General features: G+C 67.2%; 12 protein-coding genes. 10 read left to right on the forward strand and 2 right to left on the reverse strand.

Features of this window, described 5'->3' with window-relative positions; all coding sequences use genetic code 11:
- Positions 1 to 52: 52 nt before the first annotated feature.
- From RVU70_RS02425 to RVU70_RS02440, 4 genes are all read left to right on the forward strand, one after another.
- Entirely contained in the window at positions 53 to 1114 is a 1062-nt protein-coding gene (locus RVU70_RS02425) for a Ppx/GppA phosphatase family protein (RefSeq protein ID WP_405044840.1), read from the forward strand.
- Between the two features lie 92 nt (positions 1115 to 1206).
- Positions 1207 to 2400, forward strand: a complete 1194-nt coding sequence (locus tag RVU70_RS02430; RefSeq protein ID WP_363349498.1) for a divergent polysaccharide deacetylase family protein — start codon at positions 1207 to 1209, stop codon at positions 2398 to 2400.
- Positions 2397 to 2903: an RNA pyrophosphohydrolase gene (locus tag RVU70_RS02435; protein WP_363349499.1), complete on the forward strand. Its 507-nt coding sequence runs from the start codon at positions 2397 to 2399 to the stop codon at positions 2901 to 2903. The genes RVU70_RS02430 and RVU70_RS02435 overlap by 4 nt, the downstream gene beginning before the upstream one ends.
- 107 nt (positions 2904 to 3010) lie before the next feature.
- Positions 3011 to 4942 carry a PAS domain S-box protein gene (locus RVU70_RS02440; RefSeq protein WP_363349500.1) on the forward strand — a complete coding sequence of 644 codons (1932 nt, stop codon included), beginning with the start codon at positions 3011 to 3013 and terminating at the stop codon, positions 4940 to 4942.
- 8 nt (positions 4943 to 4950) lie between these two features.
- Here RVU70_RS02440 and RVU70_RS02445 read toward each other — a convergent pair whose 3' ends face one another.
- Positions 4951 to 6363 carry a transcription antitermination factor NusB gene (locus tag RVU70_RS02445; RefSeq protein ID WP_363349501.1) on the reverse strand — a complete coding sequence of 471 codons (1413 nt, stop codon included), beginning with the start codon at positions 6361 to 6363 and terminating at the stop codon, positions 4951 to 4953.
- Positions 6364 to 6440: 77 nt separating this feature from the next.
- Between RVU70_RS02445 and RVU70_RS02450 the strand changes: the two genes are divergently transcribed.
- Positions 6441 to 6653 (forward strand): DUF1674 domain-containing protein, encoded by a 213-nt coding sequence (locus RVU70_RS02450; protein ID WP_363349502.1) that lies wholly within the window; start codon positions 6441 to 6443, stop codon positions 6651 to 6653.
- A gap of 9 nt (positions 6654 to 6662) precedes the next feature.
- On the opposite strand, the gene RVU70_RS02455 is transcribed toward RVU70_RS02450, so the two are convergent.
- Positions 6663 to 7457, reverse strand: coding sequence for a dienelactone hydrolase family protein (locus RVU70_RS02455; RefSeq protein ID WP_363349503.1), 795 nt, complete (start codon positions 7455 to 7457; stop codon positions 6663 to 6665).
- A 267-nt stretch (positions 7458 to 7724) separates the two neighbouring features.
- Here RVU70_RS02455 and RVU70_RS02460 point away from each other — a divergent pair, with 267 nt between their 5' ends.
- The 5 genes from RVU70_RS02460 to RVU70_RS02480 all read left to right on the forward strand — a co-directional run bounded on the left by RVU70_RS02460 (position 7725) and on the right by RVU70_RS02480 (position 15080).
- Positions 7725 to 9656: a potassium transporter Kup gene (locus RVU70_RS02460; protein WP_363349504.1), complete on the forward strand. Its 1932-nt coding sequence runs from the start codon at positions 7725 to 7727 to the stop codon at positions 9654 to 9656.
- Between the two features lie 194 nt (positions 9657 to 9850).
- Positions 9851 to 11767: a potassium transporter Kup gene (locus RVU70_RS02465; protein WP_363349505.1), complete on the forward strand. Its 1917-nt coding sequence runs from the start codon at positions 9851 to 9853 to the stop codon at positions 11765 to 11767.
- Positions 11768 to 11998: 231 nt separating this feature from the next.
- A complete protein-coding gene (gene trpA / locus RVU70_RS02470) occupies positions 11999 to 12883 on the forward strand; it encodes a tryptophan synthase subunit alpha (RefSeq protein WP_363349506.1) in 885 nt (294 codons plus the stop codon).
- Entirely contained in the window at positions 12880 to 13743 is an 864-nt protein-coding gene (gene accD / locus RVU70_RS02475) for an acetyl-CoA carboxylase, carboxyltransferase subunit beta (protein WP_363349507.1), read from the forward strand. The genes trpA and accD overlap by 4 nt, the downstream gene beginning before the upstream one ends.
- Positions 13744 to 13760: 17 nt before the next feature.
- Positions 13761 to 15080 (forward strand): folylpolyglutamate synthase/dihydrofolate synthase family protein, encoded by a 1320-nt coding sequence (locus RVU70_RS02480; RefSeq protein ID WP_363349508.1) that lies wholly within the window; start codon positions 13761 to 13763, stop codon positions 15078 to 15080.
- The last annotated feature ends 88 nt before the right edge of the window (positions 15081 to 15168 follow it).

Raw genomic sequence — 15168 nt, forward strand, 5'->3', positions numbered from 1 at the left:
GAACTTGGCAGGGACCGAGCGGCCCGCGCGTGCGGAGCCAGGTCTGGAGGCAATGGTGGCGACACGGACGCAGGCCCGTGTCGCGGCCGCGGATGCGGCCGGCCCGGGTCCCTCGGCCACCTGGACCGGCCATACTTACGCGGCGCTCGACCTCGGAACGAACAATTGCCGGTTGCTCATCGCGCGCCCCGAACGTCGGCCGCGCCGCCGCAATTCCGATTTTCTGCGCGTCGTCGACGCCTTTTCGCGGATCGTGCGGCTCGGCGAGGGCCTCGGCCGCGCCGGGCGAATCAGCGAAGCCGCCATCGAGCGCACCATCGCCGCGCTCGACGTCTGCCGCGCCAAGATGGAGGCGCGGAGCGTCACGCGCGCCAGGCTCGTCGCCACCCAGGCCTGCCGGGGGGCCGCCAATGGCGAGGAGTTCGTCGCCCGCGTCCGCGAGCGCACCGGCCTCGAGCTCGAGGTCATCGACCGGGAAACCGAGGCGCGCTTCGCGGCCCGCGGTTGCGGCTCGCTCGCCGACCCCCACGCGGCCAGCGTGCTCCTGTTCGACATCGGCGGGGGCTCGACAGAGCTCGTCTGGCTCACGCGCTCGCCCGTTTCCGGCGAGGCCCGCGAGCTGCACAGCTGGACCTCTTTGGAGCTCGGCGTGGTGACGCTCGCCGAGCATTTTGGCGGCCGGCTGGTCGACGCCCGCACCTTCGCGGCCATGAAAGAGCACGCGCGTGCGGCCCTGGTCCATTTCGTCGACGAAACCGCAGAGATCGCCCGCTGCTCGCGCTTCCATCTTCTCGGCACCTCCGGCACGGTGACGACGCTCGCGGGCGTGCACCTCGGGCTCGAACGCTACGATCGCTGGCGCGTCGACGGGCTGTGGATGAGCGACGCCGAGGCGACGCGGGCGATCGAGCGGCTGCGCGCCATGGATTTCGACGAGCGCGTGGCGAACGGCTGCATCGGTCCGCAGCGCGCCGATCTCGTCCTCGCGGGCTGTGCGATTTTCGAGGCCATCCGCGAGATGTTTCCAGCGACGCGCACCCGAATCGCCGATCGCGGGCTGCGCGAAGGCATGCTCTTGGAGCTGATGGAAGCCGACGGCGTGCTCGGCGCTTGAGCGCCCCCAGGCTCGACGGGACCAGGCTGAAACTTCACAATAGGCGCTGATTCGCCAAAGGCTTTCGCCTTGAACTGCGAGCGGGCGCCCCGATGACCGACGAATTGAACGCGCCGCTTGGCGGCAAGCCGAGACCGCCGCGCCGGGCGCGCGCCCTGCGCGGCTCGCCGCTTACCCTCGCCGCCGGCGCCCTCATGGCGGGGGGCGTCGCCGCGCTCTACCTTGCTCCCGTCGATCCGGGCGGGGGGCAACCCTACGCCCTCGCCCGAATCGAGCCCGCGCCGGACCCGCCCTCTCGCGCGCCGCCGCCGGCCGCCGTGCGCCCGTCGGAAACCCCACAAGGGGACAACGCCGCCGCGGACATGGAATTCGTTTCCGGCGTCAAGGTCACCCGCCGCGGCGAGGCCGGGTCGGCCCGAATCATCCGCGTCGAACCCGCTTCCGGCGCGCGGCTCGCGCCCGCGCCGGATCGCCGGGTGACCGAAAAGGGCCGCTACGGTCTGCTGCCGAAGACCGGGGACGACGGGGCGCGGCCGATGGACGTCTACGCCCGCCCCTTCGTGGCCCGCGCAGCGCTCAAGGCCGGCGCGCCGCGCCTGGCGATCGTCGTCGGCGGCGTGGGGCTCAATCCACAATCCTCGCAGGCGGCGATCGAAGAGCTTCCCGAGGACGTGACCCTGGCCTTCGCGCCCTATGGCGCTGAGCTGAATCGCCTCGTCGCGCAGGCCCGCGGGCGCGGCCATGAAGCCCTGTTGCAGGCGCCGATGGAGCCTTTCGACTATCCGCGAAACAACCCGGGGCCGCATACGCTCGTCACTGGCGCAGGCGACGGCGGCGCGGACGATCTGGACTGGCTGATGAGCCGGTTTGCGGGTTATGCTGGCGTCATGAATTATCTTGGCGGACGCTTCACGGCCGATGAGACGGCCATGTCTGTCGCATTGGGCGAGATCGCCCGGCGCGGGCTGTTCTATCTCGACGACGGGCTGTCTCCGCAGTCGCAAGCCGCTGGAATCGCAAAGAAATTGGCGGCCCCTTACGCGAAGGTCGACATTGTCGTCGACGCGCGCGGCGCTCCGCAGGCCATGGATGCGGCCCTGGCGCGGCTGGAGGCCGTCGCGCGTGAGAAGGGAGTCGCCATCGGCTTCGCCAACGCCAGCTCGGCGGCGATCGCGAGAATCGCGCCTTTCGCGCGCGATCTCGAGCGCCGCGGCGTTGCGCTCGTCCCGGTATCCGCCGCCCTGGCCCCGCGCAGCGCCGCGGCCGCCGCGAGCGACACCCGATGAACGCGCCGGACACGCGCTACCGCCCCTGTGTCGGCGTCGCTCTGTTCAACGCGCAGGGCCTCGTTTTCGTCGGCCATCGGAAAGCCAAGGGCGCCTTCGATCAGGTGGCCGAACCCTATATGTGGCAGATGCCGCAGGGCGGGATCGACGAGGGCGAAACGCCGTTCCAAGCGGCGATCCGCGAGCTCTACGAGGAAACGAACGTCTCCAGCGTCGAATTTCTCGCCGAAGCGCCGGCCTGGCTCTCCTACGACTTGCCCCCGGACGCCAAGAAGCGCTGGAGCGGCAAATACATCGGCCAGTCGCAGCGCTGGTTCGCCCTGCGTTTTCTCGGGGTCGACAGCGAAATTGACATTCACGCCCCCGGCGGCGGCGGCCACAAGCCCGAGTTCGACGACTGGCGATGGGAGAGGCTCGAGACTCTTCCCGATCTCATCGTGCCCTTCAAGCGGCAAGTCTACCGCGACGTCGTCGAAGCGTTCTCGCCTTTCGCGGCGCGTTGATCCGGCGCCTCAAAACTGCCAAGACCTGGTCCTATCAGGCTTTTTTGGAATAGTCCTTGTTGATGCAGGGCCGCGTTGGCGCGCGGGCCTGGACCGCGAGCCCGATTTTGAAGAACGCATTCGCTCATCGCGCGCGCCACATCGCCGCGCCCTACGCCGTCGCGGTCCTGGCCGCGGCCGTCGGCACCGCCGTTCCTTATTTCTACGGCGGCATCTTCGCCGAACGCCCTTTTATCCTCTACTTTTTCTTGGCTATTCTGACGACGGTCGTCGCGGGGCCGGCCCCCGGCGCTTTGAGCACGATTCTCGCCGCGATCAGCGGCGCATACTTCTTCCTCGAGCCGCGGGGTTCGCTTCAAATCGGCGCCGACGCCGATGTTCTGCGCGTCGTGGTTTTCATAGCGTTCGGCTTCGTCTTCGCACTCGGGGTCGGGTGGTATGGCGCGCGACAGCGCACGCTGGTCGCAGCCGAAATCGGACGCACCCGCAGCCTCCTGCGGGAAGAAACCAACGAGACGCTGCGCGAGAGCGAGGAGCGGTACCGTCGATTGTTCGAGACCAGCCGGGACGGCATCGTGACGATCGATTTGGATAGAAGAATACAAGACGCCAATGCGGCTTTCGTCTCGATGTTCGGTTATGAGCTCGAGGAATTACGGACGATGGGGTGTCACGACCTTACGCCTGAAAGCTGGCGGGACGCCGATGAGCGCATCATGCGAGAGCGCATTCTGCCCCTCGGCGACTCCGGCGAATACGAGAAGGAGTGCATACGCAAGAACGGCTCGGTCTTCCCCGTTAGCGTGCGTTCCTGGCCCATCCACGACGGACAGGGAAACGTCGTCGGCGTGCGCGCCTTCGTGCGCGACATCACCGAACGCAAACGCGCCCAGGAGGCGCTGAGAACGGCGGACCGGCGCAAGGACGAATTCATCGCCACGCTGGCGCATGAGCTGCGCAATCCCTTGTCGCCGATTCGCAACGTCATTTACGTCTTGCGCCACGACGGGGCTTTGACGCGTCAGCGCGACAAGGACCTTCTCGCCATGGCCGAACGCCAGGTCGAGCACTTGATTCGCCTCGTCAACGAGCTTCTGGATTTCTCGCGCATCTCGCGCGGGAAAATCGAACTGAAGAAAGGAGCGATCGACCTCCGCCAGGTCCTTCGGCACGCCATTGAGACGGCGCAACCCGCTATTCAGGCGGGCGGTCACGCGCTGCAGGCGGAGTTCCCCTGCGTACCCCTTACTGTCGACGGCGACGTCGTTCGACTGACCCAGGTCTTTACCAATCTGCTCGACAACGCCGCCAAATACACCGAACATGGCGGCACGATCTCCCTCGCCGCCGAAAGACGCGAGAATGACGTCGTCGTCACGGTCAGAGACACGGGCGTCGGCATTCCCCCGGACATGCTTCCACATATTTTCCACTATTTCGCGCAGGTCGACAGGACCCTCGGGCGCGCGAAAGGCGGGCTCGGGATCGGTCTCGCGCTGGTGCGCACCCTCTTGCATCTGCATGGCGGCGCAGTGGAGGCGCAAAGCGACGGCGTCGGCTGCGGCAGCGTCTTCGTCGTCCGTTTGCCAGCGGCGCCCGGGGAAGCGGCGCGCCCTGCGGCGCCCAGGCGCGCGCCAGCGCGGGAAGCGCGCCGTGCCCTTGTCATCGACGACGAGAGGGATGTGGCCGACAGTTTCGCTGCGCTGCTTGGAGAGCTTGGAGCGGTCGCCAAGGCGGCCTATTCCGGAGAGACGGGGCTTGCGCGCGTCGTGGAATTCGAGCCGGAAATTGTCCTGCTCGACCTCGGCATGCCCGGCCTCGACGGTTTTGAGACCGCGCGCCGCATTCGCGCTTTGCCCAGGGGCCGCGACATCCTCCTGGTCGCGCTCAGCGGCTGGGGAAAAGACCAGGTGGACGCGCGGGTGCGCGCAGCCGGTTTCGACCGGCATCTCACCAAGCCCGCGGAGCTCGAGGCGCTCGACGCGCTGCTCGGGGCCTGCGCGACTCAGCAGGTCGCCCTCGCCGCGGTGGGCGAGTAATTTGCGGATCAGGCCTGTCGTACGAGCCGCGCCGCGAAAAACCCGTCTATGCCGGCAAGTCGAGCGTCGTCATTCGGCCAATAGCAGGGGAGCGTGCGCAAATCGCCGTCGCGGTTGACGAATTCCGCCGGGACGCCGTCCTCGGACTTCACCGGCTCACGCCGAAAGTCTGGATTGCGCCGCAGGAAGCTTGCGATCTGCTGCTCGCCCTCCTCCGGCTCGAGCGAACAGGTGCAATAGACGATGCGCCCGCCCGCCTTCGTGAGCAACGCGGCGCGGGCGAGCATTTTCGTCTGCAACGCGGCGAGCGCGTCGATGTCGCCGGGCTTTTTGGTCCAGGGCACGTCGGGATGGCGGCGCGCCGTGCCGGTCGCCGAACAGGGCGCGTCTATGAGAATGGCGTCGAAGGGCTGCGCCTGATAGCCGGTCGCGTCGGCGACCGCGACGTCGGCGCGCAACCCGAGGCGCGCAAGATTGGCCGCGAGGATCTTGAGACGCTCGGCCGAACGGTCGAGCGCCACCACATGGGCGCGCGCCAGAGCGAGCTGCGCCGTCTTGCCGCCGGGCGCGGCGCACATGTCGAGGATGCGTTCGTCGGGCTTCGGGGCGAGGAGTCGCGCGGGCAGCGCCGCCGCCGCGTCCTGCACCCACCATTCGCCTTCATCATAGCCGGGAAGTTCGGCGATGGGCGCATGCGTGCGCAGCCGCACGGAGCCGGTCGGCAGCACGACGCCGTCGAGGCGCTCGGCCCAGTCTTCCGGATCGGATTTGACCGACAGATCCAGCGGCGGCTCGCGCATGTGCATGGCGGCGATGGCGCGGGCCGTCTCCTCGCCATAATGCTTGCGCCAGCGCTGCAGGAGCCAGGCGGGGCTATCGAAATCGCCGCTCGCCGCGAGTTCCAGAAACTCTTCGCGCCGGCGCAGCAGATTGCGCAGCACGCCATTGACCAGTCCCGAATAGGGGCTGGTCTTCGGTTCGAGCTTGGTCGCGCGGACCGCGAGGTCGATCGCCGCATGGTCGGCCGCGTCGAGGAAGAGAAGCTGTGCGGCTGCGGCGATCAGCGTGAATTCGAGCCGGCCGGCCTGACGCGGCAGACCCGTCTCCAGAAGCGCAGCCAGCGCATGGCGAATGACGCCGAGGCGGCGCAGCGCGACAGTGGCGATGGAGCGCGCCAGCGCGACGTCGCGGGCGTCGAAGCCCGTCAGACGGCTCGGCACGGCCTGTGGGGAGAAACATTCATCCAGGCGATGCCCGCCCTGCGCCACGTCGGCGATAATCGCCGCGGCGGCGAGGCGCGCCGGAAGGCCAGGAATCTTCGCGGCCTCCGCCTCGCGGGCGGCTTCCGCCGGAACGAAACCCTGCCTTGTCGATTGACGCCCTGTTTTCGGCCGCCCGCGGAATGATCTACTATCGCTCAAGCGGCCGTCTCCGCTGCCCCGTCTGGCGAAATCATAGCACAAGCCGGCGTCGGCGGGCGAGAACCTCGGTGGTAGCCATGTCCGAGACAGCAAAAACAAAAGAACCTGCAGCGGCGCCCGAAGCGGATCGCCGTTTGTCCCCCGCCGCGCGGCGCGCGCTGGCCGAGGCCGAAGCGCGCCGGCGAGCCGCCGCCGCCGATCGACCGCCGGAGGAGCTCGGCGGCCGCGGCGGGCTCGATCCCGCCCGCTACGGCGACTGGGAGGTCAAGGGCTTGGCGAGCGATTTCTAAAAAAACGCGTCAGCCGACCCCATACGCCCGAAACCAAGCGAGCATCCGCCCCCAGGCGTCTTTCGCCTCCTGCTCCCGGTAGCTCGCTCGGTAATCGGCGAAGAAGCCGTGCGGCGCGTCGTCATAGACCATGATGTCCGCCGGCGCGCCCGCTTCGGCGAGCCGCTGCATCATCTGCTGAACCAAGTCGAGCGGAATGCTGGGGTCCGCGCCGCCGTAGAGGCCGAGCGTCGGGACCTTGATCTCCCCCGCGACGTCGATCGGCCAGCGCGGCTGCTCTGGCGTGTGCGGGCCGTCGAGACGGCCGTACCAGGGAACGCAGGCCGCAAGCTCCGGACGATGCGCGGCGTAGAGCCAGGCGATGCGGCCGCCCCAGCAGAAGCCGGTGATCGCTGCGCGCTTCGGGTCGGCGTCGCGACTCTCCGCAAAGGCCAGCGCCTCATCGAAGAACGCCATCGTTTCCGGGTCCGGGGCGCGGGCGACAATGGCGCGGATCGCGTCGACGTCAGGCGCCGCCATGGGGTCGCCGTAGCGAATGAGATAGTCGGGCGCGACGGAGAAATAGCCGAGCTTTGCCAGACGGCGGACGATGTCGCGAATATGTTCGTGCAGCCCGAAGATTTCCTGCGCCACCAGAACCACCGGCAGATCCCGGCCGCCCTCGGGCAGCGCGTAATAGGCCGGGGAGCCGCTGGGCAGAGTGGCGAGACCGGCCTCCAGCCCCTCGGCGCTGGTGTGAACGACATGGGCCGAAATCGCGCCCGCCGCGGCGGCAAAGCCTTCCTCTCGAGACCCTTGCGTCATGGCGGCTCCCTCCCCTGCTGCGCGCCCCTTCAGAAGATAGGTTGGGCGTCCCGCCGCGCGACGGCGAGCCTAAACGATTTTGCGGCGCAAAACTCGGCCTTCTCATCCTGCCCAAAAAAGCGTATATGGCCGCTCCGTTTGCGGAAGGACGCCCTTTCGCGCTGAGAGGGCTTTGTCCGTGTTTGCCCGGAAGCTTGTCGTCGAGCGGCCCCTCCCCCCTCGCGCGTCCTGCGACGCGCCCGACTGTTTTTCCAAAAGGAACGCTTTATGACCCAGCAGATGGGGGCGGAGCCGCGCGCCGCCGCAGGAGCGGCCGGCCATCATGAACAGGGGCATGAGCACGGCAAGGGGGGATTTCTCGGTCTCATCGTCGGCTCGATCGGAGTCGTTTACGGCGACATCGGCACGAGCCCGCTTTACGCTCTACGCGAGTCGCTCGCCCATGAGGCGCAGGCCGACGCATTGACGGAAGAAGGCGTTATCGGCTCGATCTCGCTACTGATCTTCGCGCTGATTTTCACCGTCACGATCAAATATATTTTCTTCGTCATGCGCGCCGACAACCGCGGCGAAGGCGGCATTCTCTCGCTGATGGCGCTGGCGCAGACGGCGCTCGGCCGCCAGACGCGGATCGCCTTCCTGCTCGGCGTCGGCGGCGCGGCGTTATTCGCCGGCGAGGCGATGATTACGCCGGCGATCTCGGTGCTCTCCGCCATTGAGGGCCTCGAACTGGTGACGCATCGCTTCAGCGAATATGTGATGCCGATCACCATTTTCATTCTGGTGACGCTGTTCTGGGTGCAAAGCCACGGCACGGCGCGGGTGGCCGCCCTGTTCGGGCCGATAATGCTGGTGTTTTTCCTCACGCTCGGCGTGCTCGGCGCGTCGCATATCGCCGACGCGCCGCAGGTGGTCGGGGCTTTCGATCCGCGCCGCGGCGTCGTCTTTCTCCTCACCCATGGCTGGCTCGGCTTCGCCGTGCTCGGCTCCGTTTTTCTGGCGGTCACGGGCGTCGAGGCGCTTTACGCCGACATGGGCCACTTCGGCCGCCGCCCGATCCAGTTCGCCTGGCTGTTCTTCGTATTGCCGGCGCTACTCTTGAATTATCTGGGCCAGGGGGCGCTGGTTTTGTCGCGGCCGGAGGCGGTCGGCAATCCATTCTTTCTGATGGCGCCCGACTGGCTGCTGCTGCCGCTCGTCATCCTCTCGACCCTGGCGACGACGATCGCGGCGCAAGCGGTCATCACCGGCGCGTTTTCGCTCTCGCGGCAGGCGATCCAGCTCGGGCTGCTGCCGCGCCTCGAAATCACCCACACCTCCGCGATGCTGGAAGGCCAGATCTACATCGGCCGCATTAATCGCCTGCTGCTGGTCGGCGTGCTGCTCCTGGTCATCGCCTTCAAGAGCTCGTCGGCGCTCGCTTCCGCTTATGGCATCGCCGTCACGGGCACCATGGTGCTCTCCACCTCATTGCTCTTTATCGTCGCCTGGCGCAAATGGGGCTGGCCGCTCTGGCTCGCGATCGTCTTCGCGGCCTCCTTCCTCATCGTCGAATTCACCTTCCTTGCCGCGAACATGCTCAAGATCAAGGAGGGCGGCTGGGTGCCGTTGGTGCTCGGCGGCTGCGTGATGATTGTCATGTGGACCTGGGTGCGCGGCACGCGGCTTCTTGCGGAAAAGACCCATCGCGACTCGATTCCGATCATGGATCTGATCGGCATGCTGCAGAAATCGAAACCGACCCGGGTGCCGGGAACAGCGATCTTTTTGACCAGCGATCCCAAGGTGGCGCCGGCGGCGCTCATGCACAACATCAAGCACAACAAGGTGCTGCACGAACGCGTGCTGATCATCTGCGTGCGAACCGAGAACCGCCCGCGCGTTGCGCCCGAAAAGCGCTTCGAGCTGCAGAAGCTCTCCGACGACTTCGCCAGCGCCGTTTTGCATTTCGGCTTCATGGAAAGCCCGCGCGTGCCGGCCGCCTTGGCGCTGATGCGCAAGTCGGGCTTCAAATATGACATCATGACGACGAGCTTCTTCCTCGGCCGGCGCACAATCAAGGAGAGCGCGGCGTCCGAGATGCCCGTCTGGCAGGACAAGCTCTATGTCGCCTTGACGAAGCAGGCGGCGAACGCCACGGACTTTTTCTCGATCCCCTCCGACCGCGTCGTCGAGCTTGGCGCGCAGGTCACGATCTGAGGCGGGACGCGCTCCTTGTAAATTGTCGCAATGAAGCGGTCTACGGATTAAGCCGTTCATCGCGTGGAGATGTTGTTGCTGCTTAACCGCGGCTCGGGAATTAAGGGCGCGACGACGGTTTTTGCACGCGCGCCGCCTGCGCCGAAATCAGTTAATCCCGCGGTCACGGGTTCGATTTCCAGCGGAGCGTCACGATGAAACATGAACGGATCGGGGCCCGGGCGACGGACGACGCCGCGACAGATTCGGGGCATGCCAGACATTCATCGGCCGGACTGATCCTCGGTTCAATCGGCGTGGTTTTCGGCGACATCGGCACGAGCCCGCTCTATGCGCTGCGCGAGTCGCTTTCCCATAGCGTGAAGGCCGACATGCTGACGGAGGAGGCGGTGATCGGCGCGATCTCGCTGCTGATCTGGGCCCTGCTGTTCACCGTCACCCTCAAATATGTTCTGTTCCTGATGCGCGCCGATAACCGTGGCGAAGGCGGCACGCTGTCGCTGATGGCGCTGGCCGAATCGTCTGTCGGCGGCAGGTCGGCCGCCATCTTTCTCCTGGGCGTCGCCGGCGCGGCGCTCTTCTCCGGCGACGCCATCATCACCCCGGCGATTTCTGTCCTGTCCGCGGTCGAGGGCCTCGAACTCGTGACCCATCGCTTCAGCGATTACGTCGTGCCGATCACGCTCGTTATCCTCATCAGCCTGTTCTGGGTGCAGAGTCACGGCACGGCGCGCGTCGCCAGCTTCTTCGGGCCGATCATGGTCGCCTTCTTCGCCGCCATCGGCGGGCTCGGCGCGATGCATATCGCCGACGCGCCGCAGGTGCTCACGGCCTTCGACCCACGTTCGGGCGTGAGCTTCCTCCTGGAGCACGGCTGGCTCGGCTTCGCCGTTCTCGGCTCGGTCTTTCTCGGCGTCACGGGCGCGGAGGCGCTTTACGCCGACATGGGCCATTTCGGACGCTTCCCAATCCAGGCGGCGTGGCTCTGTTTCGTGCTGCCCGCGCTGCTCCTGAATTATCTCGGCCAGGGCGCGTTGATGCTGTCGCGGCCGGAGACCGTCGCCAATCCCTTCTTCCTGCTCGCGCCCGACTGGGCGCTGCTGCCGCTGGTGCTGCTGGCGACGGCGGCGACCGTCATCGCCAGCCAGGCGGTGATCACCGGCGCTTTTTCGATCGTCCGCCAGGCGATCCAGCTCGGGCTTCTGCCGCGCCTCGACATCACCCATACCTCGGCCATGCAGGAAGGGCAGATTTACATCTCGCGTGTCAACCGGCTGCTGCTCCTGGGCGTGCTGCTGCTCGTCATCGCCTTCAGAAGCTCCTCGGCGCTCGCCTCCGCCTATGGCATCGCGGTGACCGGGACCATGGTCGTGACGACGGCGCTGGCCTTCGTCGTCGTCCGCTATCACTGGAAATGGCCGCTCTGGACGAGCCTCCTCGTCATCGCGTCGTTTCTTGCGATCGACGGCGCCTTCCTGACAGCCAATCTCTTGAAAATCGTCGACGGCGGCTGGGTCCCGGTGGCGCTCGGCGGCTGCTCGATGATCGTCATATGGACGTGGGTGCGCGGCACGCGGCTTCTCAACGAGAAGACTCACCGCGATTCGATACCGATCATGGAGCTCATTCCCATGCTCGAGAAATCGAAGCCGATGCGCGCGCCCGGCACGGCGATCTTTCTGACCAACGACCCCAACATCGCGCCCGCCTCGCTCATGCACAACATCAAGCACAACAAGGTGCTGCACGAACAGGTGCTGCTCCTTTGCGTGCGCACCGAGAACTGCCCGCGCGTACCGGTCGGGAAACGTTTTGAAATCGAGCGGCTGTCATCGGATTTTGCCGTCGCCACGCTGCATTTCGGCTTCATGGAAAGCCCGCGCGCGCCGGCCGCCCTCGCCCTGATGCGCAAGGCGGGCTTCCAATATGACGTCATGACGACGAGCTTCTTCGTCGGCCGGCGCACGGTAAAGGAGAGCCCCTCCTCCGAAATGCCGCCCTGGCAGGACAAGCTCTATGTCTCGCTCACCAAGCAGGCCTCCAGCGCGCCCGACTTTTTCGCCATCCCGCCCGACCGCGTCGTTGAGCTCGGCGCGCAAGTGACAATTTAGCGCAGCCGCCCACCAAGCCGCTCCCTGGCGTCCAGCGCGGCGCGCGACGGCCGCCTTCCCCGTACGGGGGAGGATGGCGGCGGCAGGTCTGCTCGAGGCGCATCGCCGCCGCGGCGAGGCCAGCGCTTCCGAACCGGGACGCAAAAGGAGTGGACGGGAGCCGGGCCAGGGACTAAGCCATCAGCGAAATCGGGCGGGCCAACCGCCGAACCGGAAAGACCGCAACTTCTTATGTCCACCCGTATCGACGACCGATTTGCCGCCCTCGCCGCCGAGGGGCGCGCCGCTCTCGTGACTTTCGTCATGGCCGGCGATCCCGATCCGGCGACCTCGCTCGCCCTCGTCAAGGCCCTGCCCGCCGCCGGCGCCGACGTCATCGAAGTCGGCATGCCCTTCACCGATCCCATGGCCGACGGCCCCGCCATTCAGGCCGCGGGCCTGAGGGCGCTCAAGGCGGGCATGACCTTGAAGAAAACCCTGAAGCTCGTCGCCGATTTCCGCGCCGGCGACGACAAAACGCCCATCGTCCTGATGGGCTATTACAACCCGATTTACGTCTATGGCGTGCCGCGTTTCCTCGTCGACGCGCGGGCGGCGGGCGTGGACGGGCTGATCGTCGTCGATCTGCCGCCCGAGGAAGACCAGGAGCTTTGTATCCCGGCGCGTGACGCGGGGCTCAATTTCATTCGCCTCGCCACCCCCACGACCGACGACAAGCGGCTGCCCAAGGTGCTCGAAAACACCTCCGGCTTCGTCTATTATGTCTCGTTGACCGGCATCACCGGCGCGGCGCTTGCCGATTATGCGGGCGTGAGCGCCGCGGTGCGGCGGATCAAAGGCCATACCGATCTGCCCATCGCCGTCGGCTTCGGCGTGAAGAACGCTGAAAACGCCGCGGAAATCGCCCGCAACGCCGATGGCGTCGTGGTCGGCTCGGCGCTGGTCGAGGCGTTGAAGGCGTCGCTCGGCCCCGACAACAGGGCGACCGACAAGAGCGTCGAGGCGGTGATCGCGCTTGTGTCGAGCATTGCGGGCGGCGTGCGCGGCGCACAGAGAAGCCCCGCCCCCGCGAAGAACGGCGGCGCACTTTCCTGGCTCACGAGGCTTTGGGCATGAACTGGTATTCCAACGTCGTTCCGCCGAAGATCAAGGCGCTGATCAAGCGCGAAGCCCCGGAAAACCTCTGGGTGAAATGCCCCGAGAGCGGCCAGCTCGTCTTTCACAAGGACATCGAGGCCAATCTCTATGTCGTGCCGGGTTCGGGCTATCACATGCGCTGCCCCGTGGACGTGCGGCTCGCGACGCTCTTCGACAATGGCGAACTCGAGTTGCTGCCGACGCCCGAGACGCCGCTCGACCCGCTCAAATTCCGCGACATCAAGCGCTATGTCGACAAGCTGAAGGAATATCGCGCAAAGACCGGCGCCCAGGACGCCGTGACTCTCGCCACGGGCAAGCTCGACGGCTCGCAGGTCACCGTCGCCGTGCAGGACTTCGACTTTCTCGGCGGCTCGCTCGGAATGGCCGCGGGCGAAGCGATCGTCGCCGGCGCGGAACATGCGCTCTCGCGGCGCACGCCCTTCATCATCTTCACCGCCTCCGGCGGCGCGCGCATGCAGGAAGGCATGTTCTCGCTGATGCAGATGCCGCGCACGACGATCGCGGTGCAGCGGCTGCGCGATGCGCGCCTGCCGTATATCGTCGTGCTCACCAATCCGACGACGGGCGGCGTCACCGCCTCCTACGCCATGCTCGGCGACGTGCAGATCGCCGAGCCCGGCGCCATCATCGGCTTCGCCGGCGCGCGCGTCATCGAGCAGACGATCCGCGAGAAACTGCCCGAAGGCTTTCAGCGCGCGGAGTATTTGCGCGATCACGGCATGGTCGACATGGTGGTGCCGCGCCAGGAGATGCGCGAGACGCTCGCGCGCCTGTGCGGCCTCTTCACCAAGGCGCCGCCGCGCCGCGCCGCCTGACGCGAGGCGCGGCCGCCATGGATCAGCATGACGCGATCCTGTCGCGACTGCTCACGCTCCATCCCAAGAAAATCGATCTGTCGCTCGGGCGCACCGAGCGGCTGCTCGCGGCGCTCGGCCGTCCCGATCTCAGCCTGCCGCCGACGATTCATGTCGCGGGCACCAATGGCAAGGGCTCGACCATCGCCTTTCTGCGCGCCATTCTGGAGGCCGCCGGCCAGCGCGTGCATGTCTATACCTCGCCGCATCTCATTCGCTTCAACGAGCGCATCCGGCTGGGCGCGGAAGGCGGCGGCAAGCTCGTCGACGACGCGCGGCTCAAGGCCGTTCTGGAGCGCTGCGAGGAAGCCAATGGCGGCCAGCCGATCACCTTCTTCGAGGTGACGACGGCCGCCGCCTTCGCGCTCTTCGCCGAGACGCCCGCCGACTGGCTGCTGCTCGAAACGGGACTGGGCGGCCGCTACGACGCGACGAACGTCATCCGCGCGCCGAAAGCCACGATCGTCACCTCCGTGTCGCTCGACCACATGGAGTTCCTCGGCGATACGGTGGAGAAGATCGCCTATGAGAAGGCCGGCATTTTCAAGCCGGGCGCTCCTGCGATCATCGGCTTTCAGCACGAGGGCGCCGAGCGCGTGCTGGAGCGCGAGGCCCGCCGCGTCGGCGCGCCGCTTTTTGTCGCAGGGCAGGATTTCCATGTCCGTGAGGAGAATGGACGGCTGGTCTTCGAGGACGAGCGCGGCCTTCTCGACCTGCCGCTGCCGCGTCTCGCCGGCCGCCACCAGCATCTAAACGCCGCCGGCGCGCTCGCCGCGCTGCGGACGGTCGCGCCGGATCTCCCCTTGATCGCCATGGAGCAGGGGCTCGCCCGCGCCGAATGGCCGGCGCGCCTGCAACGCCTGCTGCGCGGACCCGTCGTCGATCTCGCGCCGCCGGGCGCCGAAGTCTGGCTCGACGGCGGCCACAATGAGGACGGCGGCCGCGTGCTGGCCGAAGCCATGGCCGAATTCCACGACCGCGCGCCGCGCCCGCTGGCGCTGATCTGCGGCGCCCAGACGACCAAGGACGTCGGCGCCCTGCTACGGCATTTTGCCGGGCTCGCGCGCGAAGTCGTGGCCGTGCCGGTCGAAGGCGAGCACAAGAGCTGGCCGCCCGAGGAGGTCGCCGCCATGGCCAGGGCCGAGGGCATCCCAGCCGCGGCCGCCGCCCCGAACGTCGAGGAAGCTTTGCGGATTCTGGCGTCGCGCCGGTTCGACCAGCCGCCGCGCGTGCTCATCGCCGGGTCCCTCTATCTCGCGGCGGCGGTGCTCGCGGCCAATGGGTCGCAGATCGAGTAGCCCTCGCATTCACAGAACCGGCCGGACCGTATATGGAGGCTCAGCGCCGGGGGCGCTCGCTTCTCCCTCGTTTCGACAGCGCGCAAAG

The sequence above is a fragment of the Methylocystis echinoides genome (assembly GCF_040687965.1).
Lineage (GTDB): Bacteria > Pseudomonadota > Alphaproteobacteria > Rhizobiales > Beijerinckiaceae > Methylocystis > Methylocystis echinoides_A.